Consider the following 22116-nt stretch of genomic DNA (forward strand, 5'->3'; position numbering starts at 1 on the left):
GAAATGCCATCGTAGGCGCTGGCTTGCCAGCGAAGGCGCCCGCAAGGGCGGCACAAGGCCCGAAGGCCTCTTCGCCGGCAAGCCGGCTCCTACGCAAATGGCTCTGTAGGCGCTGGCTTGCCGGCGAAAGCGTCGTCATGGACGGCGCAGGTTACGCAGTGGCGTAGCGGGGAGGGGGCTCAGGCCTTGGCCGCCAGCTCTTCCAGGTGGTCCATGATGTCTGCCGGCTTGAGCACCAGCACGTCGCTGTCCAGGGAATCAAGCACCACTTCGGCGGTGTTGCCGATCAAGGCCCCCGAGAACCCGGTTCGTGCCACGGTGCCGATGATTGTCAGTACCGCCCCCAGCTTGTGCGCCAGGTGTGGAATCAATACGTCTGCCGGGCCCTCCTCGATGTGCAGGTGCTGGTCGTCGATGTCGAACTCGGCCTGGAAGGTCTGGCACTGCTCGCGGTAACGCGCCTCGATGGTTTCCTTGAGCTGAAATACCGGATCGGCCGCCGACAGCATCGGTGATGGATGGGCACTGATCACATGCAGCTGGGCCTTGGCCAGGCTGGCGATGTCGAAGCCATAGTCGACGATGCTGGCGTGCAGGGCCCGATGTTCGCCGTCCATGTTGCCGACGTCGATCGCTGCCATGACCACACCGCCGGCCCAGGGCGTGGCAGTCTTGACCAGCAGCACCGGGGTCGGGCAGTAGCGCAGCAGTTTCCAGTCCGCCGGAGTCAGCAGGGCCTTTTTCAGCGGGGTGTCGGGCAGGTGTTGCTTGATCACCAGGCCGCAGCCTTCGGCTTGCTGCACCTCGATGATGGTTTCGTGCAGGCTCTCGTTCCAGGCCTGTTCGGTGGTCACGCTGTAGCCTTCGCCGCTCAGGCTGCTCTTGAGGACGCTGAGCAGCGCCGAGTGTTCGTGCTTCTTGTCGCAGACCAGCAGGTGCAGATGGGCCTGGGTGACCCCGGCAATCAGCTTGGCGCGCTTGAGGGCGAGACTTTCGCCAGGCGTGGGATCGATGACCACCAGGATGCTGCGGATACTTTGCATGATCGGGATCTCCAGGAAAGGATGAACGGCTACCGTGCACAACTATAGTTGCTCGCGCCCAGAGCGGATGTTGATGCATATCAAGCGCGGCGGCTGGTGGTCTGCGGCATGGCCGGTATAATCGCCAGCCTTTTCGCTGTGAAGCCTTCTTGTCTCGTGAGCCTCATGTTATCGATCACTGATAGTGCCGCCATCCAGCTCCCGGCTGTGGTGGATTGCTCGGAAATACCCCGATGAACTTTCCGGAAATTAATGACTTTCTTGGCTGCCAGACCCCCGACGCCTGGGTCCAGGCCGCCCTGGCCGACCAGGAAACCCTGCTGATCGACCACAAGAACTGCGAGTTCAAGGCCGCCAGCACCGCCTTGAGCCTGATCGCCAAGTACCACTCCCATGTCGACCTGATCAACATGATGTCGCGCCTGGCCCGGGAAGAGCTGGTGCACCACGAACAGGTCATGCGCCTGATGAAGAAGCGCAAGGTCGAGCTACGCCAGCTGCACGCCGGGCGCTACGCCTCGGGCCTGCGCAAGGTGGTGCGCAGCCACGAGCCGGTGAAACTGGTGGATACCCTGGTGGTGGGCGCCTTTATCGAAGCCCGCAGCTGTGAGCGCTTCGAAGCCCTGGTGCCGCACCTGGATGAGGAGCTGGGCAAGTTCTACTTCGGCCTGCTGAAAAGCGAGGCCCGCCATTACCAGGGTTATCTGAAGCTGGCTTATCAATACGGTGACGCCAAGGACATTGCCCAGGTGATCGACAAGGTAAGAGCCGCGGAACAGGAACTGATCGAGTCGCCGGATCAGGAATTCCGCTTCCACAGTGGCGTGCCGGCCTGGTAAACACGCGGCCCCTGTGTAAAAGCAGGGGCAAATTGTTAAAAACTCTTAAAAAAATGAAACTTCGCGCAAAAACCACTCCAGACCCCCGGTTTTGTGGCGGACGTTAGCCTTTCTTTAATCCTTTGCCGCCTATAATGCGCGCACTCAAATCGTGCGTTCACAGACTGGTATTTATGGATAACCTGGGTCTTGGCAAAGTGCTGCTGGTGGAAGATGACGAGAAGCTCGCTGGGCTGATCGCGCATTTCCTGTCCCAGCATGGCTTTGAAGTGCTGACGGTCCACCGTGGTGATGTGGCCCTCGCGGCGTTTCTCGAATTCAAACCGAAACTGGTGGTGCTCGACCTGATGTTGCCAGGGCAGAGCGGCCTGCACGTGTGCCGGGAAATCCGCGCGGTGTCCGATACCCCCATCGTCATCCTCACGGCCAAGGAAGACGACCTCGATCATATCCTCGGCCTGGAGTCCGGCGCGGACGACTATGTGATCAAGCCGATCAAGCCGGCGGTGCTGCTGGCGCGCCTGCGGGCCTTGCAACGGCGCCAGGTGCCGGAGGCGACGACCCCGCGCGGGGCCCTGGAATTTGGTGTGCTGAGCATCGATCGCAGCAGTCGCGAGGTGCGCCTCTCCGGCGAGCCGATCGAGCTGACCACCATGGAGTTCGAACTGCTCTGGCTGCTGGCCAGCGCGGCGGGCAAGACCCTGTCCCGTGACGACATTCTCAACCGCATGCGCGGCATCGAGTTTGATGGTCTCAACCGCAGTGTCGACGTCTACATCAGCAAGCTGCGCAACAAGCTCAAGGACAATCCGCGTGAGCCGGTCTGCATCAAGACGGTGTGGGGCAAGGGCTATCTGTTCAATCCGTTTGGCTGGGAGGTTTGAATGCTGCGGCTATTTCTCGGCTTGTACCTGTTCCTGGCCCTGGGTTTCGCCGGGGCCATGACGGCGGTGCAGCACATCTTCATGCACTATCTGGCAGCCGACCTGATCGAGTCTTACAACCGCGATGCGGTGCGTGGGCCGGCCTACAGCCTGGGCGAACAGTTGCGGCCTTTCGACGAGGCCGGGCGCAAGCACCAGTTGGAGCTGCTCAAGCCCCATTACGGGTTGTTGCTCAAACTGGTGAAGGCCGATGAACTGGGCCTCACCGAGCGTGAGCAAGCCCTGCTGGGCTCCAACCAACTGGTGGTCCGCGAAGAGTTCACCGAGTTCATTTCCAGCATCGACGGCGGCTCGCAGCTGCTGAGCATCAAGCTGCCGGAAGACCCGCCTCTGACCCTGCTCTACAACATTGCCGCCTATGCCTTGCTCGGGGCGCTGGTGGGCATCGTCCTGTACTTCTGGGTCCGGCCGCACTGGCGTGACCTGGAGCGCCTGCGCCTGGCGGCCGAGCGGTTTGGCGACAATGACCTGAGCACCCGGCTGCATCTTTCGCGACGTTCCAATATCCGCGACCTGGCCCAGCACTTCAATCGCATGGCGGCGCGTATCGAGGGGCTGATCGCCAATCAGCGCGAGCTGACCAACGCGGTGTCCCACGAGTTGCGCACGCCGATCGCGCGCCTGTCCTTTGAACTCGACCAACTCCAGCAGCAACCGGACCCTGAGGAAAATCGCGAACTGATCGCCGACATGTACGCCGACCTTGGCGAACTGGAGGAAATGGTTTCCGAGCTGCTGAGCTACGCCAGCCTGGAGCACGGTGCGGCGACGATCAATCGGGAAAACATCCAGGCCCAGAGCTGGCTCGACAGTGTGGTCGGCAGCGTTACTCTGGAGGCCGAGGCGGCCGGGGTGCAGTTGTTGATACGTTCCTGCCAGGTGGAGTACGTGCGTATCGAGCCGCGCTTCATGGCCCGGGCGGTGATCAACCTGTTGCGCAACGCCATTCGTTACGCTGACCGGCGGGTGGAGGTGTCCCTGGTCCGCCTGGAGCACGGCTACGAAGTGCGGGTCAACGATGACGGCCCGGGCGTGCCGGTGGACGGACGGGAAAAGGTCTTTGAACCCTTCTCCCGCCTCGATGCCAGCCGCGACCGTCGTACCGGCGGCTTCGGCCTGGGCCTGGCGCTGGTACGGCGCGTATCGCAATGGCATGGGGGCAAGGTTGAAGTGGTGGATTCGGAGTGGGGCGGGGCCTCGTTCCGCATGACTTGGGCCCATGTCGATTGAGTTCGACCAAGCCCTTGTAGCGGCTGGCGGACCTGCGATCGAACGCCCAGTGGACGCAGGTCCGCTGGGCGTCGAAGTGCCAGCCGGCCAGGGCCTGGCCGCTGGGCAAGCCGGCCCATGATCACGGGCCGGTTCATTGACACCTTAGAAGCTGTACTCGATCTGCGTGCCGATGCTGGTCTGCATGCGCCGATCGACGATCGGGCTGTCACCGGCTTCCTTGCTCAGGTATTTCATCGACAGCAGGGTCGACAGCTTGGTCTGCTCGTTGAGGGGCAGGGTCCACGCCAGGTCGGCGCCACTGCTGACTCGTCCGCCCTTGGCGCGGTAGGTGCTGAAGCGGCTGTTGGCTGCCTGGGTGTCACTCACGCCATACCAGGTCTGCAGGTAGTCGGCGTTGCCAAACAGGCTGTTGACGCTGACGTCGAGGCTGCCGAAACCGCCCTCATACAGCTGGGTGCCAATGCTCAGCTCCAACTGGCTATAGGCCGAACCGGTGTCGCGGCGATCATTCTTCTTCATTGCGTGGGTCAGCGTGGCTCCCAGTTCGAAGGGGCCCAGGTCGTAGCCCAAATGTGCACCGAACTGTGCCCGGGACTTGATCTCACCCATGCCCTTGAGCCGCTTGGAGCCTTGGCCCATATGATTCTTGTCGCGCCGCTCCTCGCTTGCGCCAACCCAGGTACTGAACGACAAGTCACCCCATTCGCTACCCCAGCCCAAGCCCTGGTCCGTGTTGAGGAAAATGCCGTAGGGGCTGACGATCTCGCCGCCGAGCAGTGGTGCCACGGTGCGCTCGTCGCTGCCGCTGTAGCGTGGAACGCTGGCGACGCCGGCGTGCACGCCATATTTCCAGTCTTCGGCATGCAGCGGGGCGGACGCTGTGGTCAAGCCGATAGTGCTGACCCAAAGGGCCGCGGCAGTGGTGGAGCGTTTCAGGGTTTTCATCCCGGTTTAGAACCTCAGGTAGTGGTTGTTGTAGGTGCGTTTGAATGAGTAGCCGAGGACGTTGACCCCGTTGATCTGGCGGCGCACGGTGTCGCCCAGGCCTGGACCATGGCCGGCGATCACCGCGTGTGCGTTGTCCACTGGCGCCAGGATGTAGTCGGTGAGGGGACGGCCCTCATGCAGGCTGCGGATCATCAGGAAACCGTCTTCAAGGGTGATGCTGACGCCATTCATGGGGGCATTGGCCTGGCCTTCGTTGAGGGTCTGGTAGGTACCCACCGTGGCCAGCCAGTTGTCGGGCAGGGGCACCGGATCGATGCGTTCTCCTACCGCCAACAGCTGGCCATGACTCCTGGCGGTGAACACCCGGTGACCCTGGACGCTCATGACGTCCAGCTGCACCCGGCCCAGGTCGCCCAGGTCCTGCAGCCAGAGCCCGAGGAATTTCTTCTGTGCCCGCAGCCAGCCGTATTCGTCGCGCAGCAGTTCAAAGCGGGTGCCGGCCAGTTCGCCGAACAGGTGCTGGTCCTGGTCGCGGATCCGCAACACGCCCCAGGCTGTGGCATAGAAGCCGGCCAGGTGTTGGCGATCCGCGGCTTCCGGTACTCGACGCCGCTGGATCGGTGGGGGCGCTGCCTGAGCGGTGCTCGGTTGATCCTCGTCGGCAGTGCCGTGAGCCTGCAGCAGCATGCGCAGGACCTGATTCACCAGGGGCTGGGCGAGGGCTTCGCCGCTGCTGGAGTTGCTCATTACGATCACCGCCAGTTGCTGCTCCGGGAGCACGCTGATCTGCGCATGAAAGTCGCCGCTCACTCCGCCGTGCTGCCAGGTGCGAATGCCTGGGCGCACCCACTCATCGCCGCAGGGTGAAAGGAACCAGCCCAGGCCCACCTGGCAATCGAAATCCAGCGGATTGCCGGTGTTCTGCGGGCGCACCATTTCGTTGATCGAAGCCGCCGACAACAGCTGGTGATTCTTGTAGTGGCCCTGGGCGAAGAGCATCCGCACGTAGCGACTCAGGTCCCGGGGGCTGCTCCACAAGCCGTTGGCGGAGAGGTCGCGGACCAGGGTGTCGTTGCTGCGGGTGCCGTTTGCATAACCCTGGGCGCGATTGGGTTGGGCATGGCTGTCACCGCTGAAGCTCGACTGGCCCATGCCCAGTGGACGCAGCAGGGTTTTTTGCAGTTGCCGTTCGAGGTCCAGGCCGCTGCAGCGCTCGATCGCCGCGCCCAGCAGCGCGTAGCCCAGATTGGAATAGGCGGTCTGGGTGCCCGGGGCGTTGCTCAGCCAGAGGCCGCTGAGCTTTCTCGGCAACTCGCCGAGGGCCGGGGGCGTGTGCAGTTCGCGCAGGTATTCGGCGGGCATCCCGGCCTGGTGGCTGAGCAGGCGACGCAGGGTCACCGCCTGGTCGGCGGCACTCTGCTCCTCGTGAAAGCGTGAGCGGACGTAGAACTCCTTGAGGGTGTCCTGCAGGGGCGCATCGAGTTGCAAGCGGCCTTGTTCAATCAGCTGCATGACTGCGGTGGCGGTCAGCAACTGGGACAGGGCGCCGGCACGAAAGGCGGTGTTCTCGGTGACTTGCACGCCCCGGGCCTGGTCGGCAAAACCAAAGCCCCGAGCCCAGATCAGTTCCTGGCCATCCACCAGGGCGATCGACAGGCCCGGTACCTGATGCCTGGCCATCTCCTGGGGGATGTACTGCTTCAGGTAGCGAATGATGCTGGCGTAGTCGCCAGGCTCGATAGGCGGCGCTAAAGCGGGCTGCTGATTGCAGCCCAGGCTACCCAGCAGAATGCCTAGCAACGGCAGGCCGAGAAGTTTGGCAGACATGCAACACCCGAGCGGAAATTTGATGTGCGCATGCTAGGGAAGGGGGGCTGGTCAGTCTTTGGCAGCTTTGTCTGGAAACTGTCAAAGAGTGTTAAGACCGCCGGCTCAGACATCCGCTGCCTTTCATGGGGGGCGCTGCAGGATGTTGCCGCCGAGCGTCATGAGCCCGTGTACGGCAATGAAATTTTCACAATCGACGGGCTAAGCTGCGCGCCTCTTTGGGGAGTAACCTGCCACCGCCTGCTGCGGTGGAGCCCGTATCAACACACTCGGCAACCTGCCGTGGTGCGGGCGCCGTTTCGGTTGGTGAGACCATCGACATACCTGTGCTGAAGTCGGGCGCGTGGGTATGTCGTGGACTCAAGCCCGACCGGAAGACCCAAGATGAACCCTGCCTCGATCATTTTCCTCGCCTTCGCCATGTCCACCGATGCCTTTGCCGCCGCGGTAGGCAAGGGTTCGGCCATGCTTAAGCCACGCCTGCTGGAAGCCTTGCGCATCGGCCTGATCTTCGGCGTCATTGAAGCCATCACCCCGGTGGTCGGCTGGTTCATCGGCCAGGCCGCGACGCAGTGGGTGGCCAACTGGGACCACTGGATCGCCTTCAGCCTGCTGCTGTTGCTGGGCCTGCACATGATCTACAACGGCACACAGCTGCAAACCGAAACCGAGGAAGAAAAGCCCCGCCAGCATGGTTTCTGGGTGCTGGCAGTCACCGGTTTCGCTACCAGCATCGATGCCTTGGCGGTAGGCGTGGGCCTGGCTTTCGTCGACGTCAACATCTGGGTCGCGGCCAGCGCTATCGGCCTGGCCACCATGACCATGGTCACTCTCGGCGTCATGCTGGGCCGGGCCATAGGTACGGTGATGGGGCAGCGTGCGGAAATATTGGGTGGCGTGGTGTTGATCATTGTCGGCTCCGGCATTCTCTACGAGCACTTGTCGGCGCTGGCTTGACTCTGTAGTTACTACAGGGTTTTTACTGGCGATCACAGTCTAGTGGAGTGATCGACATGAGCTTTTTCGGACGGTTGTTGGCAGGGCATCACGGTGGTGGGCACGGCGGCGGGCACGACGGTTCTCGGGGCGGGCATCCGGGCTCTGGGCATTCGACAGGGGCCGGCAGCCCTTGCCCGCAATGCCGGGCGTTGAACCCTGCGTCCGCGCGTTTCTGCCAGCAATGTGCAGCATCGCTGGTGCCGGCCGGTTGCGCTCAATGCGGTGCGACATTGGCGGCGGGCGCGCGATTTTGTGGGCAATGCGGCCGCGCCTCGAACTGAGGCGCGGTGCGGGCGGGAGGTTACAACTCCAGGCTGTGAATCACCTGGGTGGCATCGTCGGGGTCGATGGCACTGCGCATGCCGAGGGTTTTCGCCAGCCGGCGCATGCTGTAGTTGGAAGCCGCATCCACCGAATACATCTGCTTGAAACCATTGTTTCGGGCCTCGTCGATCAGGTGCTGCATCAGCAGTGCGCCGAGGCCCTTGCCTTGCCACTCATCGGCGATGGTCACGGCGAATTCGCAGCGCCAGGGTTGATCGTCGAGTTGCGCGTAGCGGCTGATACCGACTTCGCGCAGGTCACCGTTGTCATGGACCAGGGCCACGTAGGCCATCCGTTGTGGGGTGCCAACGTCCATCAACTGATCCAGCAACTGGTCGCCCACCTCCTTGATTTCACCGAGGAAGCGCTGGTGCCGGGTGACGGGGGAGAGGTTTTCGATAAAGGCCTTTTCCCGCTCGCGGTCCTGAGGCCGGAGCGGACGGATCAGTACATGGCTGCCGTCGCTCAAGGCGTCGATCCAGTATTGGCCTTGTTGTGCCGGGAACGGCGGGGGGGCGAGAACATCGAGAGCGCTGTTGGGCATGATCAAGTCTCCGGAAAACCAAAGGGCGAGCAATTACCTAGAGCTTTACTCCGCTGCGGGGCCGGGCGCTTGACCGGCATCAATGTCTGTCACTGTCCCGGGCCTGATAGCGATCATCGGTCGCAGGCTGATCAGCGGCGTAACTGCCTTGGCGCGTGGGCGGCAGGGGCCTGGCACGGAAACCGGCAACGGCGCTGAAGCCCCTTTGCCTACCGTTGCAGGTCCAGGCGCGCATGCCATTGGGCGATGGATTCCTCGGGGTAGTGCGCGAACTGCAAGTCATGTGGCTGCCAGTCGATCTCCACCCAGGGCGCCATGGAGTCGAGCATCAGATGGGTGTGTTCCGGCGGCACCGGCAACGGGGTGTCGATAGCCGAAGCGAAGGGAGGGATCAACTCCGGCCATTGCGGACTGAACAGCCACAGCCCGGAGCCGCAACGGCTGCAGAAATGGCGCTCGGCGCTGCTGCGTCGGGCCTGGCTGGCCCCGGGTTCCTTGATCAACGCCTGGTAGACGCTGATGTGCTGGCGGCCCCGGACCTTCAGGCTGGCCATATCACCCCCGAGGTTGATGGCATCGCCCTGGGTCTTGCGGCAGATCGAGCAGTAGCAGCGTTGATAGGGGGAGGGGGGCGCTGTCCAGGTTGAAGCTGACGGCGCCGCAGTGACAGGAACCTTCGAGTTGCATGGGGACCTCAAGGAACAGACCGGGAACCTGCCCAAGACTAGCCGCAGGCGGTGCGGCATGGATGCAGGCCAGGTTGTTGCCGTGGCCAAAACCGTGCAGGCATTTGGCTATTTACCCTAGTGCCTAATGGTCTTTTCACGGGTGTTTGCCCGCGTAAGCGCTGATCTACGCTCTGAATCAGGAAAAACAGGAGGCAGGACATGGACCGTCAGACTGGTAAGCACCCTATCCCTCGGCAGTTGATTCTCGGCGTGCTCGGGAGTGGCATGGTCCTGCTGGGGGCGATCTCCCAGGCCGCCCCGATGAGCATCACCGTCTCGCCCAAGGTGCCTGCCGATATTCCCGGAGGCGCGCCCCAGGCCTCGTTGGCGCAGGCCGCGGCCTTCGCCTGGCAAGAGTTCATTGCCCTCAATTGGCCAGCCCAGGCAGGGCAGCGTGATGTGGCCGATACCCGGCAGTTGTTCGGGAGCCAGACCGGCCCCCTGGTGTGGCAGACCTACCGCAGCAAGGTGGAGATTTTCCCGGGCAATGGCAACGCCAATATCGGACCGCCTGGCTATCCGGGGTCCGGGGCGGCCAGCAGTTATGGTTACAACTTTCCCCCGACCTACAATTACGCGATCAAGGTTCCGGCCTGTTCCGGCCAGGCCCCGGTGCGCCAGCCGGCCTGGGTCAACCTCGACGAAACCACCCAGATCGGCCTCGACCAGATGTTCGCCGGGGCATCGCCTTCGACCCCCGTCGGCGGCAACTCCCAACCCCAGCTGGTGCGTTTCCTGGCCAAGGCCAACCAGGTGCAATACGCCTACGTGGCTGCCAATCAGTACTGGTACGCCAACTCCTCGCTGCGCCAGGCCGCAAACGCTTTCAACACGGCGGTCAAGCAAAAGCCGCCGGTGTTCCCCAGCGGCCCGCGGGTCAACTTTCCCAACGGCACCATCGAGGTCAAGTCTGCCTGGCGCAAGCTGGGCCCCGGGGAGAATCCGTCACGATTCCATGTGCAGACCGTGCGTTTCTATGAGCGGCAGAAGGCGCCGAACAGCGGCATCTGCTATTTCGAGGATCAGTGGGCCATGGTCGCGCTGCATATCATCCAGAAGACCCCCAGCGCCCCGAGTTTTATCTACGCCACCTTCGAGCAGGCCGACAACATCTTGCTGGCCAACGGCCGGGCGGTGGAAGATCAGGACGGCAACATCGTCAACCGGCCCTCGACGCCCGATCCCACCACGCCCAAGTTGAATTACCAGGACGCGATACCTACGCCCCAACAGCCCAATCTGCCGTTGGTCAAAGCCAGCGGTGGTTTTTGCAAGCCTGGAAAACAACTGTATTTCCAGGAGCAGAACAAGCCCGGGCTACCGTCTGGCGGCCCGATCTGTGTCAACCAGCGCTATGAGCCGATTACCTCGGCCGTGGTACAGGTCAATCAGGCCGCGCACCGGGCGATAGAGGAGTACAGCCAGGCTCGCAAGATCCAGAACTCCCCCTGGTTGTACTACAAACTGGTCTCGGTCCAGGCCCAGCCGTTCGATACCACTCAGATATCCCAGACCGATATCAGCCATGGCCGAGGGGTTTACTACCAGGCCAATATCATGGTGGAAACCGACTACACCCTGCAGCAGTTCAGGGGCCGGATTGCCGCCAGCGGCGCGCCGACTTCCTTCCCGACGGCAGGAGCACCGCCGCCACCGAACGTGTTCTCCAAGCGCACCAGTAGCTCCGCGGTGCAGGGGGTGAACATGGGCGGCTGCATGGGCTGCCATGGCAACGCCCAGGTCGCCGGCTACGACTTCAGTTTCATCCTGCAAGGCGGGAATGTCCGGTCGCCCGAGGCCGCAGGTGCCGAGTCGGCGGCGGCAGCCAGCGTGCAATATCTGCAGTTGTTCAATCCGCATATCGAAGGGGAATAAGCATGGCGCTCACCAGTTTCAAGGATGTGCAAAACCTTCTCGACAGCTACGTCGCGCAGAACAACCTGCCCATATCGGGGGCCCCCCATGGCGCCTTCTGGCAGACCACGTATCAGGCCTTCGTGACGGGCAGCGTGCCGGGGGTACAGGACCCGAACACGGGGTTGGCGCTACCGATCCTGAGCAAGGGTGACGGCGCCCACTCGAACCTCATCTATGCCTTGAGTGGTACGGCGGGCACCCTCTGGGGGCCGGAAGGAGCGATCGGCCCGATGCCTCCCGGTGGCCCTTCCATGCCTCAGGCACAGATAGACGAGCTCAGCGCCTGGATCAGCAACGGCTGCCCGCAGTAAGCCATCGACCCTGACCGCTGCCGCCATGCCCCGGGGTACCAGGCCCTGGGGTTTTGCCGCGTCTGAGGCCGGCCAGTGCCGGGCCGGCTTCACTCGTCAACCTGGCTCGGGACCGGTTCCACCGCCGTCGGCATCAGCGTCGCGATCAGCGCCCGCACGGTGCCGGGCAGGGCCTCCAGTTCGCGCACGATGATGCTGCGCTCGCGGATGGCCCAGGGCTCATCGAGTTTCACCGTCACCAGCTGCATGGTCCGGCTGTGCCGCAGCGCAGCGGATTCGGGAATGATGCCGATGCCGACTCCGGCCTCGACCATGCGGCAGATCGCCTCGAAGCTCGACACCTGAATGCGCAGCGACAGTTGCTTGCCCAGGCGCTCCACGTGCTCGCGCAGAAAACTCAGCAAGGTGCTGCCTTCATGCAGGCCGATGTGCTGGTAGGCCAGGGTCTGTTCCAGGGTCAGCGCCGCCGCGCCGGCCAGCGGGTGGTCCACCGGCACCATCAGCACCAGGCGGTCGGTGCTGAAGTGCAGTACTTGCAGGCCGGCGGCTGCCACCGGGCCGGCGATGATGCCCATGTCCGAGGTGCCGTCCAGCACCCCACGGACGATGTCCCGGGACAGGCGCTCCTGCAGGTCCACCGTGACCCCCGGGCGCTTGGAGAGAAAACCCGCGAGTATTTCCGGAAGGAATTCGGTGACCGCCGTGGTGTTGGCGAAGATGCGGATATGCCCGGTGGCGTCACCGCCGTATTGGGTGAATTCGCTTTTCAGGTAATCCACTTGGCGCATGATCAGGCGCGCGTGCTGCAGCAGGCGTTCGCCGGCCGGAGTGACTTCCACGCCGCGGCTGTCGCGGTACAGCAGGCGGGTTTCAAGCTGGCCTTCCAGGGCCTTGATCCGTGCACTGGCGGCGGCCGGGGAGAGGAAGGCGCGGCGTGCGCCCTGGGTCAGGCTGGGGGATTCGGCAATATGGATAAACAGGCGGAGGTCCGCCAGATCGAAATGCATGTCCGGGCTCCTATGGGCGCAAGGCGTTCAGCATAAGCGAACGCCGGTTTATAAAAATGCAAATTCTCGATACGCACCGGCCCCTTGCATGATGGCCGCCATCACCTTTGCGTATCAGGATCCTGCCTCTATGAGTGCCATCGACCCCCGCACCTGGATTGGCCGCAGCCAGCGGATTGACGACCACCTCAGCCACAACCTGTTGGCGCGCATCGCCGCGACCCTGGGCCAGGAAACGCCTGCCCCGGGCCAAGCCTTGCCGCCCCTGTGGCACTGGTGCTTTTTCCAGCAGCCGCAGGCTGAGTCGGCCTTGGGCAGCGATGGTCACCCGGCCCGGGGCGGCTTCCTGCCGCCCGCGGACAGGCGCAACCGGATGTGGGCCGGTGGCCGCCTGGAATTCCATGAGCCGCTGCGGGCCGGCGCCGAGGCCAGTTGCCTGAGCACCATTACCCAGGTCCAGGAGAAGGCCGGGCGCACCGGCAGGCTGCTGTTCGTGACCTTGTGTCATGAGTATTTCCAGGACGGCCGATTGGCACTGCGTGAAGAGCAGGACATCGTCTACCGCGAACCGACTCCGCCCAAGCAGGACAGTGGCGAGGCGCTGATCCAGGGCGACTGGCAGGAGTCGCTGGTGCCGAGTCCAACCCTGCTGTTTCGCTACAGCGCCGTGACCTTCAACGGCCACCGCATTCATTACGACTATCCCTATGTCACCGCCACCGAGGGTTACTCCGGGTTGGTGGTGCACGGCCCGCTGATCGCCACCTTGAGCCTGGGGGCTTTCTGCCGGGCCAATCCCCGGGCGCGCCTGCGCACGTTCGCCTACCGCGGCCTGCGCCCGCTGATCGCCCCACAGCCCTTTGTCGTCGGCGGACGCCTCGGCGCTCCCGGCCACGCTGAACTGTGGGCCGGCAACGAGACTGGGCTGGCCCAGCGCGGCGCCGTGCAATTCGACTGAATTCCAACAATAACCCCAGGCGGAGAGCCTATTGATGCCCCCCCATGACACTGAAGCACTCAATGCCATACGTGAAGGCGTGCGCGCGCTGTGCGCCGAGTTCGATGCCGCCTACTGGCGCGGCATCGACGAACGCAAGGGTTTCCCGGAGGCCTTCGTCAAGGCGCTGACCGCGGCCGGCTGGCTGTCGGCAATGATCCCGCTGGAGTACGGTGGCTCCGGCCTGGGCCTGGCTGAGGCGTCGGTGATCCTGGAGGAGGTCAACCGTTGCGGTGGCAATTCCGGCACCGTCCACGGGCAGATGTACAACCTGTTCACCCTGCTGCGCCATGGCAGCGACGCGCAGAAAAGCTACTACCTGCCGAAACTCGCCAGTGGCGAACTGCGCCTGCAATCGATGGGCGTGACTGAGCCCAGCACCGGCACCGACACCACCAAGATCAAGACCACCGCACACAAGCGCGGCGACAAGTACGTGATCAACGGCCAGAAGGTGTGGATCTCCCGGGTCCAGCATTCCGACCTGATGATCCTCCTGGCCCGTACCACGCCGCTGGCCGAGGTCAAGAAGAAGTCCGAGGGCATGTCGATCTTCCTGGTGGACCTGCGTGACGCCATCGGCAACGGCCTGACCGTGCAACCGATTGCCAACATGGTCAATCACGAGACCAACGAGTTGTTCTTCGACAACCTGGAGCTGCCTGCCGCCAGCTTGATCGGCGAGCAGGGGCAGGGCTTCAAGTACATCCTCGACGGCCTCAATGCCGAGCGCACGCTGATCGCCGCCGAGTGCATCGGCGACGGTCGCTGGTTCATTGAAAAGGCCAGCGCCTACGCCCGCGACCGAGTGGTGTTCGGCCGGCCCATCGGGCAGAACCAGGGGGTGCAGTTCCCCATCGCCGAGGCTCATGTCGAGATTGAGGCCGCCGACCTGATGCGTTGGCGTGCCTGCGAGGAGTACGACAGCGGACGCCATGCGGGGGCCAGCGCCAACATGGCCAAGTACCTGGCGGCCAAGGCCTCCTGGGAAGCAGCCAATGCCTGCCTGCAGACCCACGGCGGCTTTGGTTTCGCCTGCGAATACGATATCGAGCGCAAGTTCCGCGAGACCCGGCTGTACCAGGTGGCGCCGATCTCCACCAACCTGATCCTGTCCTACGTCGCCGAACATCTGTTGGAATTGCCCCGCAGTTTCTGAGGAACCCCCCATGAGCCATACCCATGAACTGGCCGGGTTCCTTGCCGGCCTGCGCTACGACGATGTGCCCGAACAGGTGCTGCTGCGGACCGAGGAGCTGTTCCTCGATTGGCTGGGTTCGGCCCTGGCAGCCCAGGGTGCCCATCCGATTCCGCTGTTCGAGGCTTATGCCCGGCACATGGGGCCGGCGGACGGCCCCGCGCAAATCCTGGTCAATGACAGCCGCAGTTCAGCCTACTTTGCGGCCCTGGTGAACGCGGCCTCATCCCATCTGGTGGAACAGGACGACCTGCACAACAGTTCCGTGCTGCACCCGGCCACGGTGGTGTTTCCGGCGGCGCTGGCGGCGGCCCAGGACCTGGGCCGGTCTGGCCGCGAGCTGTTGCTGGCGGCGGTCGCCGGTTATGAGGCGGGGATTCGCATCGGTGAGTTCCTGGGTCGTTCCCACTATCGGATCTTCCACACCACGGCCACCGTCGGCACCCTGGCTGCCGCCGTGGCCGTGGGCAAACTGATGGACTTCGACACCGAGCAGTTCATCAACCTGCTGGGCAGCGCCGGCACCCAGGCCGCCGGGCTCTGGGAGTTCCTGCGCGACGCCGCCGACTCCAAGCAATTGCACAGCGCCAAGGCCGCGGCCGACGGCTTGCTCGCCGCCTACCTGACCCGGGACGGCCTCAGCGGTGCGCGCAACATTCTCGAAGGCCCGCAGGGCATGGCCGCGGGCATGTCCAGCGATGCCGAGCCGAAGTACCTGAGCGACCGTCTCGGCAGTCGCTGGGCGCTGCTGGAGACCTCGTTCAAGTTCCACGCTTCTTGCCGTCACACCCATCCCGCCGCCGATGCCTTGCTGGCCCTGATGCAGCGTGAGGGCTTGGCGCATCGGCAGATTGCCCGGGTACAGGCCCGGGTGCACCAGGGCGCGCTCGATGTACTGGGCCCGGTCCTGGTGCCGCAGACCGTGCACCAGGCCAAGTTTTCCATGGGCACCGTGCTTGGCCTGATCGCGGTGCATGGCAAGGCCGGGCTGCCGGAGTTCCAGCAGTGGGCCCTGACGGACCCGCAGGTGGCGATGTTTCGCGACCGGGTGACGATGCAGCTGGACCCCGAGGTGGACGCCGCCTATCCCAAGCTCTGGCTGGGCCGGGTCGAGGTGCAGTGCCTGGACGGCCGGACCTTGCACGGGGCCATCGACGAACCCAGGGGCGATCCGGGCAATGGCCTGTCCCGGGCCGAACTGGAGGACAAGTTCCAGCGCCTGCTGCAGTTCTCCGGGGCGCGTACCGCGCAGCAAGGCGCTGCGTTGATCCGCCGGGTCTGGGCGCTGCGCGATGTGGCCAAGCTCAATTCACTGCTCTGAACTCCCTGTTTCGATTCAGGGCGAGGACTGCACATGACACACGACACAGCACAGCCCCGGCCGTTGGACGGCATCACCGTGGTCAGCCTGGAACACGCGATTGCCGCGCCGTTCTGCACCCGCCAACTGGCGGATCTCGGCGCCCGGGTGATCAAGGTCGAGCGCCCCGGCAGCGGCGACTTTGCCCGGGGTTACGACCAGCGAGTCAAGGGCCTGGCATCGCACTTCGTCTGGACCAACCGCTCCAAGGAAAGCCTGACCCTGGACCTCAAGCAGCCCGAAGCCGAAGGCCTGCTGGACAGCTTGCTGGCCGAGGCCGACGTCCTGGTGCAGAACCTCGCACCGGGCGCGGCGGCGCGCATGGGGTTGTCCTTCGAAGCGTTGCACGAGCGTTTTCCCCGGCTGATCGTCTGCGATATTTCCGGCTACGGCGAGGGCGGTCCTTATGAAAAGAAAAAGGCCTACGACCTGCTGATCCAGAGCGAAGGCGGTTTTCTTTCGGTGACCGGCGGCCCGGGGGATGAGCAAATGGCCAAGGCCGGCTGCTCCATCGCTGACATCGCCGCTGGCATGTACGCCTACAGCGGGATTCTTTCGGCCCTGCTGCTGCGGGGCCGGACCGGCCTGGGCAGCCGGATCGACATCAGCATGCTCGAAAGCCTGGTGGAGTGGATGGGCTACCCGATGTACTACGCCTTCGACGGCGCCGAACCGCCACCCCGGGCCGGCGCTGCCCATTCGACGATTTACCCCTACGGTCCGTTTCCCGCCGGTGACGGCGGCACGGTGATGCTCGGCCTGCAGAACGAACGTGAATGGGCGGCGTTCTGTGACAAGGTCCTGGCGCTGCCGGCGCTGACGACTGACCCGCGCTTCAGTGCCAACTTCCTGCGCTCGGCTAACCGCGAGGCATTGCGCCAGATCATCGTCGAACATTTTGCTCGTCTGAGCGTCAGCCAGGTGATTGCCCGGCTGGACCAGGCGCAGATTGCCAACGCCCGGGTCAATGACATGCAGGGCGTGTGGCAGCACCCGCAACTGACGGCCCGGGATGCCTGGCGCCAGGTGGACAGCCCGGCAGGCAGGTTGCCGGCACTGCTGCCTCCGGCACGTAACAGCGCCTTTGTTCCGCGCATGGATGCAGTCCCGGCGCTGGGCCAGCACAGCGCGGCGATTCTTGACCAACTGGGCCTGACAGAGGAGCGCATCCAGCAGTTGCGCGCCGGCGGTGTGGTCTGACCCGGCGTTGGCTTGCCTATGAAGAAGGCCGCCAAAGCGCCTGCATCCGCCGGACGCCACTTGCCTGCTCCCACGGTGTTTGCGCTGATCCGCTTATTGATAACAAGGAATCGAACATGCCCACCTCCATTGTCCGCTCCGCGCTGTTCGTCCCCGGCAGCCGTCCCGAGCGCTTTGCCAAGGCCTTGGCCAGCGGCGCCGATGCGGTGATCGTCGACTTCGAGGACGCGGTTGAAGAGCCCCTCAAGGTCCAGGCCCGGGAACATCTGGCGCAGTTTCTCGAGCAGCAGCCGTCAGCCCGGACCTGGGTACGGATCAACGCTGCGGAACACTCTGAGCATGCGGCCGATCTGGATTTCTGCACGCGCCATCCCGGCGTGGTGGGTATCCTCCTGCCGAAAGTCGAAAGCGCCGCCCAGGTCGCCCGGGTGGCCGCCACTGGCAAGTGGGTCTGGCCGATCATCGAGAGTGCCCGGGGCTTGTTGGCGCTGGCCGAGATCGCCAGGGCTGGAGGGGTCCAGCGCTTGTCCTTCGGCGGCCTGGACCTGGCCCTGGACCTCAATCTCAGCAGTGGTTCTGCGGCCGCGCAGTTCGCGCTGGACCAGGCACGCCTGGCGCTGATCCTGCACTCCCGGGCGGCGGGGCTGCTGGCACCGCTGGATGGTGTGCACCCGGGGATCGACGACCTCGAAGGCCTGGCGGCCTCGATCCGGCATGCCTATGCGATGGGGTTTGCCGGTGCCCTGTGCATCCACCCACGGCAGGTGCCGGTGATCCACCAGGCCCTGGCTCCGAGCCCCGAGGAACTGGCTTGGGCCAGGCGGGTGGTGGCGGGCGGGCGCACCGGGGTTGGCGCGTATCAGGTCGATGGGCAGATGGTCGATGCGCCGGTGTTGCTGCGGGCCCAGCGTCTGCTGGCCCTGGCTTGAAGGGGCTGCGGCGGCAAGAGCGGGGCGGTTAGTATGGTCGCGGTATTTTTCCTGCCGAGAGCGAACATGCACACCATCGTCATCTCAACCGACGCCCGGAGTACCGGGCGATGAGCAGCCTGGAACGGGCTATCGCGATTGCCGCCCAAGCCCATGCCGGGCAAGTCGACAAGGGCGGCGCGCCCTACATCCTGCATCCGCTGCGAGTCATGCTGCGCTTGTCGGCGCCTGAAGAACGCATCGTTGCGGTGCTCCACGATGTCATCGAAGACAGCCCGGTGACCCTGGAAGAATTACGTAGCGAGGGCTTCAGTGACGAGGTACTGCGTGCGCTGGCGGCGTTGACCAAGACCGCGGGTGAGGATTATCCAGCCTTTATCCGTCGTGCTGGGCAGAACCCGTTGGCGCGTCGGGTGAAGCTGGCGGACCTGGCGGAAAACAGTGATCTGTCGCGCATTGCCGCGCCCGGCGCGAGCGACCTGCAGCGGCGGGAAAAATACCGCGAGGCCATCGACTACCTGGAACGCTTGCCCCCGCTGTAGCCACTGGCGCAGACATTGGCTGCGTCAGGGCGTGCGCGTGGCGTGCTCAGGGCGTGCATCGATCACCAAGGCCCAGTGATCTGGTTGCAGTCGCGGGGGCTCGGCCGCGGCTGGCGGGCGCTCAGTTGCTGTAGCTGGAAAGGGCCAGCTCGGCGGTACGCGCCGGCGGCTTGCGGCCACGGGTGCGCCAGTGTTCGATCAGTGCCCGGCCGTGGGCCAGGCCGGCCTGCAGCGCGGCCTCGGTGCTGGTGTAATCATTGCCATAAGGCGGGCAGGCGAAGTGCAGCGAAAAGCACGGGTGCTGGCCGCGGCCGGTAAGGCGGCCGACATAGCTGTAGCTGGAGCCGGATTGGTGCGGGTCAAGGCTTGGCGAGCTCGGCTCACGGATGAGCATCACGTAGATGTCGTGGTCGAATTGGGTGTCTTGATACCAACTGCTTGAATAGTCCATGGTCCACCTCCTTGTCCTTGTAGCGATGCCGTCTCAGCGGCGTCAGCGGGTTGTTCTGTACGGGTCTAGCGGGTTGACGCCGATGGCGCGTCGAGCAGCCCGGCGGGGTGCGCGAACACGCCTTCGGGCAACAGTTTTTCCAGGGTTCGGGCGGCGCGCAGCACTAACTCATCGCGGTCAAAGCGGGCGACGATCTGCAGGCCGATGGGCAATCCGCCAGCGCTCAGGCCGCAGGGCATGCTCAGCGCCGGCTGGCGGCTGAAGTTGAACGGGAAGGTGGTCGGCTGCCACATTGCGCTGATTTCACTCGGCCAGTCAGGTGAGCTCAGGCGCTCGACGGCGAACGGCTCGATCACCGCGGTGGGGGTCAATAGCAGGTCGTAATCGCAGAGAAAATCATGCAGCTTGTGCGCGACCTGATGCCGCTCCTGTACTGCGCAGGCGTAATCCAGGGCATTGAGCTGGCGCGCCCGGACCTGGGCCTGCTGGAGGAAATCCCCTACCAGGTGGCGGCGCTCGGCAGGAATTTCCTGGACCACCGCGCAGGCGACTTCCACCGGCCAGGCGCGCAGATAGTTCGGTGCCGGGTTGCCGATGTCCGGCGAGGCCTGGACCAGGATCGCGCCCGCCTGTTGCAAGTGCTGGGCAGCGGCCAGGCAGGCTGCGGCGATCTGTGGGTCGACATGGGCGGCGTAGCCCAGGTCGGCGCTGAAGGCGATGCGCAGTCCGCTGACACCGTCCTCGATGTGTTGCAGAAATTGCTTGGGCCCATGGGGCCGGGCAAACGGTTCGCCGGGTTCGTCGGCGCTGAGGAGTTCCATCAGCAGGGCGATGTCACGCACATGGCGGGCAATCGGTCCTTCGGCGGCCATGCCTCCGGGGTCGATGCTCGGGCAGGCGGAAACCAGGCCATGGCTGGGCTTGAAACCTATCACTCCGCAAAAGCTGGCCGGGGTGCGAATCGATCCTGCGGCATCGTTGCCGGTGGCCGCCGGGGCGTAACCTGCGGCCACGCCAGCGGTACTGCCGCCACTGCTGCCACCGGCATGCAGGGCGAGGTTCCACGGATTGCGGGTGATCCCGGTCAGTGGGCTGTCGGTCAACGGTGTGCTACCCAACTCGGGCAGGGTGGTCTTGCCGATGAAAATTGCCCCAGCCTCGCGCAGCCGCGCCACCAGGCTGGTGTCGCGGCTCATTGCCGGTCGATCCGCCAGGGCCTTTGAGCCGCTGCGGGTCTGCCAGCCTTGAATGTCGCTGTTGTCCTTGACCAGCAGTGCAATACCGTCCAGCCGGCCCAGCGGTTGCCCGGCCGCCCAGCGTGCGCTGGACGCTTGGGCGGCGAGCAGCGCTGCCGCGTCCTGACGCTCGCACAGGGCATTGAGCTGCGGTTCGTGGCGTTCGATCTGGGCCAGCAGCGCTTGCAATAGGTCCACCGGAGTGAACTGCCGGGTGGCAAAACCTTGCAGCAACGCCTCGATGGACAGCAGGTGCAGGGCCGGATGGCTGGAGGTGGCTAACGACATGGACGGGTCTTCTTTCAAGGACGCAGGGCGCGGGCTGCGCACCGGCGTGGAAAGTCTCCGGACGCACCGCTGGCGGCGGCCCGGAGAACCTTCGGAGTGAGTGACTCAGCGCCCACTGGTGACCTTGACCCAGGTGCGGGTACGGGTGCGTTCGGCCTTGGCCGGCAGCGGCGCCAGGGGGAACAGGCGGGTCATGGTCTCGGCACTGGGGAACAGGTCCGGGTTGTCCAGCAGCGACTGCAGGATGAACGGCTTGGAGTCCTTGACGCCGTTGGGGTAGCCAACGTAGTTGCTGACGGAAGCGATGACTTCAGGCTCCATCAGGTAATTGAGGAACTCGTGGGCGGTGTCCACATGCTTGGCACCGGCGGGGATGGCCACGGTGTCGATCCACACCAGGGTGCCTTCCTTGGGAATGCGCATTTCGATGTGCACGCCGTTCTTGGCTTCGTTGGCGCGGTTGGCAGCCTGCAGGAAGCCGCCGGAGTAGCCCACGGCCACGCAGATGTTGCCGTTGGCGATATCGCCCATCCACTTCGCACCGTGGAAGTAGCGCACATAGGGACGCAGCTTGAGCAGCATGGCCTCGGCCTTGCGATAGTCCTCGGGGTTCTGGCTGTTGGGGTCCAGGCCCAGGTAGTGCAGGGCCAGGGGCAGCATTTCCGCCGGCGAGTCGAGGAAGGTCACGCCGCACTGGCTGAGCTTCTTCAGGTTCTCTTCCTTGAACACCAAGTCCCAACTGTTGACCGGCGCATCAGTGCCCAGCAGTTCCTGGACCTTGTCGCGGTTGTAGCCGATCAGGTTGGTGCCCCACATGTAGGGGATCACGTAGCGGTTGCCGGGGTCGCTCTGCTCCAGCAGCTTCATCACCGCCGGGTCGAGGTTCTTCCAGTTTGGCAGTCGCTTGCGATCCAGGGGCTGGAAGGCGCCGGCGCTGATCTGCTTGCTGACGAAACCACTGGAAGGCACCACCACGTCGTAGCCGCTGTTGCCCGTGAGCAGCTTGGCCTCGAGGACTTCATTGCTTTCGAAGATGTCGTATTTGACCTTGATCCCGCTGCCTGCCTGGAAGTCCTTGATGGTGTTGGGGGCAATGTATTCCGACCAGTTGAAGATGTTCACCGTGCGCTCGGGGGCGGCCAGGGCGCTGTAGGAACAAGTCATGGCCAAGCCTAAGGCCAGGCGGCTAAGGACGGTGTGCAGCGATTTCATACGACAACTCCATGTCTGAAATGATCAGAATTTTCTGATC

The 22116-nt window shown here is 64.2% G+C and carries 21 protein-coding genes, 1 pseudogene and 1 riboswitch; of the genes and pseudogenes, 13 read left to right on the top strand and 9 right to left on the bottom strand.

Annotated features, from left to right (window positions below):
• Positions 1–179 precede the first annotated feature (179 nt).
• A complete protein-coding gene (locus tag GV819_RS29710) occupies positions 180–1043 on the bottom strand; it encodes a universal stress protein (protein WP_161759600.1) in 864 nt (287 codons plus the stop codon).
• Between the two features lie 233 nt (positions 1044–1276).
• Between GV819_RS29710 and GV819_RS29715 the strand changes: the two genes are divergently transcribed.
• From GV819_RS29715 to GV819_RS29725, 3 genes are all read left to right on the top strand, one after another.
• Positions 1277–1882 (top strand): tRNA-(ms[2]io[6]A)-hydroxylase, encoded by a 606-nt coding sequence (locus GV819_RS29715; RefSeq protein WP_161759601.1) that lies wholly within the window; start codon positions 1277–1279, stop codon positions 1880–1882.
• Between the two features lie 173 nt (positions 1883–2055).
• Complete coding sequence (locus GV819_RS29720; RefSeq protein WP_161759602.1) at positions 2056–2766, top strand: winged helix-turn-helix domain-containing protein; 711 nt, start codon at positions 2056–2058, stop codon at positions 2764–2766.
• A complete protein-coding gene (locus tag GV819_RS29725; RefSeq protein ID WP_161759603.1) occupies positions 2767–4056 on the top strand; it encodes an ATP-binding protein in 1290 nt (429 codons plus the stop codon).
• A 144-nt stretch (positions 4057–4200) separates the two neighbouring features.
• Here the strand turns inward: GV819_RS29725 and GV819_RS29730 are convergent, their stop codons facing one another.
• The gene (locus tag GV819_RS29730; RefSeq protein ID WP_161759604.1) at positions 4201–5004 is read right to left on the bottom strand and encodes a MipA/OmpV family protein; all 804 of its coding nucleotides are present in this window, start codon (positions 5002–5004) and stop codon (positions 4201–4203) included.
• Between the two features lie 6 nt (positions 5005–5010).
• A complete protein-coding gene (locus GV819_RS29735; protein WP_161759605.1) occupies positions 5011–6834 on the bottom strand; it encodes a serine hydrolase domain-containing protein in 1824 nt (607 codons plus the stop codon).
• Positions 6835–7047: 213 nt separating this feature from the next.
• A riboswitch (yybP-ykoY riboswitch) is annotated at positions 7048–7208 on the top strand.
• Positions 7209–7218: 10 nt separating this feature from the next.
• Here GV819_RS29735 and mntP point away from each other — a divergent pair.
• Both mntP and GV819_RS29745 read left to right on the top strand, forming a co-directional pair.
• Positions 7219–7791: a manganese efflux pump MntP gene (gene mntP, locus GV819_RS29740; protein ID WP_161759606.1), complete on the top strand. Its 573-nt coding sequence runs from the start codon at positions 7219–7221 to the stop codon at positions 7789–7791.
• Positions 7792–7847: 56 nt separating this feature from the next.
• Positions 7848–8114, top strand: a complete 267-nt coding sequence (locus tag GV819_RS29745; protein WP_161759607.1) for a double zinc ribbon domain-containing protein — start codon at positions 7848–7850, stop codon at positions 8112–8114.
• Between the two features lie 20 nt (positions 8115–8134).
• On the opposite strand, the gene GV819_RS29750 is transcribed toward GV819_RS29745, so the two are convergent.
• Together GV819_RS29750 and GV819_RS29755 are read right to left on the bottom strand one after the other, a co-directional pair.
• Entirely contained in the window at positions 8135–8701 is a 567-nt protein-coding gene (locus GV819_RS29750) for a GNAT family N-acetyltransferase (protein ID WP_161759608.1), read from the bottom strand.
• A 209-nt stretch (positions 8702–8910) separates the two neighbouring features.
• Positions 8911–9388: pseudogene (locus GV819_RS29755) on the bottom strand (GFA family protein).
• A gap of 200 nt (positions 9389–9588) precedes the next feature.
• Here GV819_RS29755 and GV819_RS29760 point away from each other — a divergent pair.
• Positions 9589–11304: a hypothetical protein gene (locus tag GV819_RS29760; protein WP_161759609.1), complete on the top strand. Its 1716-nt coding sequence runs from the start codon at positions 9589–9591 to the stop codon at positions 11302–11304.
• Positions 11305–11306: 2 nt separating this feature from the next.
• Positions 11307–11657, top strand: a complete 351-nt coding sequence (locus tag GV819_RS29765; RefSeq protein WP_161759610.1) for a hypothetical protein — start codon at positions 11307–11309, stop codon at positions 11655–11657.
• An 89-nt stretch (positions 11658–11746) separates the two neighbouring features.
• Here GV819_RS29765 and GV819_RS29770 read toward each other — a convergent pair whose 3' ends face one another.
• Positions 11747–12664, bottom strand: a complete 918-nt coding sequence (locus tag GV819_RS29770; protein ID WP_161759611.1) for a LysR family transcriptional regulator — start codon at positions 12662–12664, stop codon at positions 11747–11749.
• 130 nt (positions 12665–12794) lie between these two features.
• Between GV819_RS29770 and GV819_RS29775 the strand changes: the two genes are divergently transcribed.
• The 6 genes from GV819_RS29775 (at position 12795) to GV819_RS29800 (ending at position 18890) form a co-directional block, all read left to right on the top strand.
• Positions 12795–13622 carry an FAS1-like dehydratase domain-containing protein gene (locus tag GV819_RS29775; RefSeq protein ID WP_161759612.1) on the top strand — a complete coding sequence of 276 codons (828 nt, stop codon included), beginning with the start codon at positions 12795–12797 and terminating at the stop codon, positions 13620–13622.
• Between the two features lie 34 nt (positions 13623–13656).
• The gene (locus tag GV819_RS29780; protein ID WP_161759613.1) at positions 13657–14820 is read left to right on the top strand and encodes an acyl-CoA dehydrogenase family protein; all 1164 of its coding nucleotides are present in this window, start codon (positions 13657–13659) and stop codon (positions 14818–14820) included.
• 10 nt (positions 14821–14830) lie between these two features.
• The gene (locus tag GV819_RS29785) at positions 14831–16180 is read left to right on the top strand and encodes an MmgE/PrpD family protein (RefSeq protein WP_161759614.1); all 1350 of its coding nucleotides are present in this window, start codon (positions 14831–14833) and stop codon (positions 16178–16180) included.
• A gap of 33 nt (positions 16181–16213) precedes the next feature.
• Complete coding sequence (locus GV819_RS29790; RefSeq protein ID WP_161759615.1) at positions 16214–17419, top strand: CaiB/BaiF CoA transferase family protein; 1206 nt, start codon at positions 16214–16216, stop codon at positions 17417–17419.
• Between the two features lie 116 nt (positions 17420–17535).
• Positions 17536–18348, top strand: coding sequence for an HpcH/HpaI aldolase/citrate lyase family protein (locus tag GV819_RS29795; protein WP_161759616.1), 813 nt, complete (start codon positions 17536–17538; stop codon positions 18346–18348).
• Positions 18349–18458: 110 nt separating this feature from the next.
• On the top strand, positions 18459–18890 hold the full coding sequence (locus GV819_RS29800; protein ID WP_161759617.1) for an HD domain-containing protein: 432 nt from the start codon (positions 18459–18461) through the stop codon (positions 18888–18890).
• Positions 18891–19011: 121 nt separating this feature from the next.
• On the opposite strand, the gene GV819_RS29805 is transcribed toward GV819_RS29800, so the two are convergent.
• From GV819_RS29805 to GV819_RS29815, 3 genes are all read right to left on the bottom strand, one after another.
• On the bottom strand, positions 19012–19341 hold the full coding sequence (locus tag GV819_RS29805; protein ID WP_161759618.1) for a hypothetical protein: 330 nt from the start codon (positions 19339–19341) through the stop codon (positions 19012–19014).
• Positions 19342–19406: 65 nt separating this feature from the next.
• Entirely contained in the window at positions 19407–20864 is a 1458-nt protein-coding gene (locus tag GV819_RS29810) for an amidase (protein WP_161759619.1), read from the bottom strand.
• A 105-nt stretch (positions 20865–20969) separates the two neighbouring features.
• Complete coding sequence (locus GV819_RS29815) at positions 20970–22076, bottom strand: polyamine ABC transporter substrate-binding protein (RefSeq protein ID WP_161759620.1); 1107 nt, start codon at positions 22074–22076, stop codon at positions 20970–20972.
• Positions 22077–22116: the final 40 nt, after the last annotated feature.

The organism is Pseudomonas sp. Fl5BN2, assembly GCF_009908205.1.
Taxonomy (GTDB): domain Bacteria; phylum Pseudomonadota; class Gammaproteobacteria; order Pseudomonadales; family Pseudomonadaceae; genus Aquipseudomonas.

What these genes read in the sequence shown, in the direction of transcription:
- GV819_RS29760 (WP_161759609.1), top strand. Translation starts at nt 9,589, where the DNA reads ATGGACCGTCAGACTGGTAAGCACCCTATCCCTCGGCAGTTGATTCTC.
- GV819_RS29765 (WP_161759610.1), top strand. Translation starts at nt 11,307, where the DNA reads ATGGCGCTCACCAGTTTCAAGGATGTGCAAAACCTTCTCGACAGCTAC.
- GV819_RS29810 (WP_161759619.1), bottom strand. Translation starts at nt 20,864, where the DNA reads ATGTCGTTAGCCACCTCCAGCCATCCGGCCCTGCACCTGCTGTCCATC.
- GV819_RS29735 (WP_161759605.1), bottom strand. Translation starts at nt 6,834, where the DNA reads ATGTCTGCCAAACTTCTCGGCCTGCCGTTGCTAGGCATTCTGCTGGGT.
- GV819_RS29815 (WP_161759620.1), bottom strand. Translation starts at nt 22,076, where the DNA reads ATGAAATCGCTGCACACCGTCCTTAGCCGCCTGGCCTTAGGCTTGGCC.
- GV819_RS29800 (WP_161759617.1), top strand. Translation starts at nt 18,459, where the DNA reads ATGAGCAGCCTGGAACGGGCTATCGCGATTGCCGCCCAAGCCCATGCC.
- GV819_RS29710 (WP_161759600.1), bottom strand. Translation starts at nt 1,043, where the DNA reads ATGCAAAGTATCCGCAGCATCCTGGTGGTCATCGATCCCACGCCTGGC.
- GV819_RS29795 (WP_161759616.1), top strand. Translation starts at nt 17,536, where the DNA reads ATGCCCACCTCCATTGTCCGCTCCGCGCTGTTCGTCCCCGGCAGCCGT.
- GV819_RS29785 (WP_161759614.1), top strand. Translation starts at nt 14,831, where the DNA reads ATGAGCCATACCCATGAACTGGCCGGGTTCCTTGCCGGCCTGCGCTAC.
- GV819_RS29770 (WP_161759611.1), bottom strand. Translation starts at nt 12,664, where the DNA reads ATGCATTTCGATCTGGCGGACCTCCGCCTGTTTATCCATATTGCCGAA.
- GV819_RS29780 (WP_161759613.1), top strand. Translation starts at nt 13,657, where the DNA reads ATGCCCCCCCATGACACTGAAGCACTCAATGCCATACGTGAAGGCGTG.
- GV819_RS29720 (WP_161759602.1), top strand. Translation starts at nt 2,056, where the DNA reads ATGGATAACCTGGGTCTTGGCAAAGTGCTGCTGGTGGAAGATGACGAG.
- GV819_RS29725 (WP_161759603.1), top strand. Translation starts at nt 2,767, where the DNA reads ATGCTGCGGCTATTTCTCGGCTTGTACCTGTTCCTGGCCCTGGGTTTC.
- GV819_RS29750 (WP_161759608.1), bottom strand. Translation starts at nt 8,701, where the DNA reads ATGCCCAACAGCGCTCTCGATGTTCTCGCCCCCCCGCCGTTCCCGGCA.
- GV819_RS29730 (WP_161759604.1), bottom strand. Translation starts at nt 5,004, where the DNA reads ATGAAAACCCTGAAACGCTCCACCACTGCCGCGGCCCTTTGGGTCAGC.
- GV819_RS29790 (WP_161759615.1), top strand. Translation starts at nt 16,214, where the DNA reads ATGACACACGACACAGCACAGCCCCGGCCGTTGGACGGCATCACCGTG.
- GV819_RS29775 (WP_161759612.1), top strand. Translation starts at nt 12,795, where the DNA reads ATGAGTGCCATCGACCCCCGCACCTGGATTGGCCGCAGCCAGCGGATT.
- GV819_RS29745 (WP_161759607.1), top strand. Translation starts at nt 7,848, where the DNA reads ATGAGCTTTTTCGGACGGTTGTTGGCAGGGCATCACGGTGGTGGGCAC.
- mntP (WP_161759606.1), top strand. Translation starts at nt 7,219, where the DNA reads ATGAACCCTGCCTCGATCATTTTCCTCGCCTTCGCCATGTCCACCGAT.
- GV819_RS29715 (WP_161759601.1), top strand. Translation starts at nt 1,277, where the DNA reads ATGAACTTTCCGGAAATTAATGACTTTCTTGGCTGCCAGACCCCCGAC.
- GV819_RS29805 (WP_161759618.1), bottom strand. Translation starts at nt 19,341, where the DNA reads ATGGACTATTCAAGCAGTTGGTATCAAGACACCCAATTCGACCACGAC.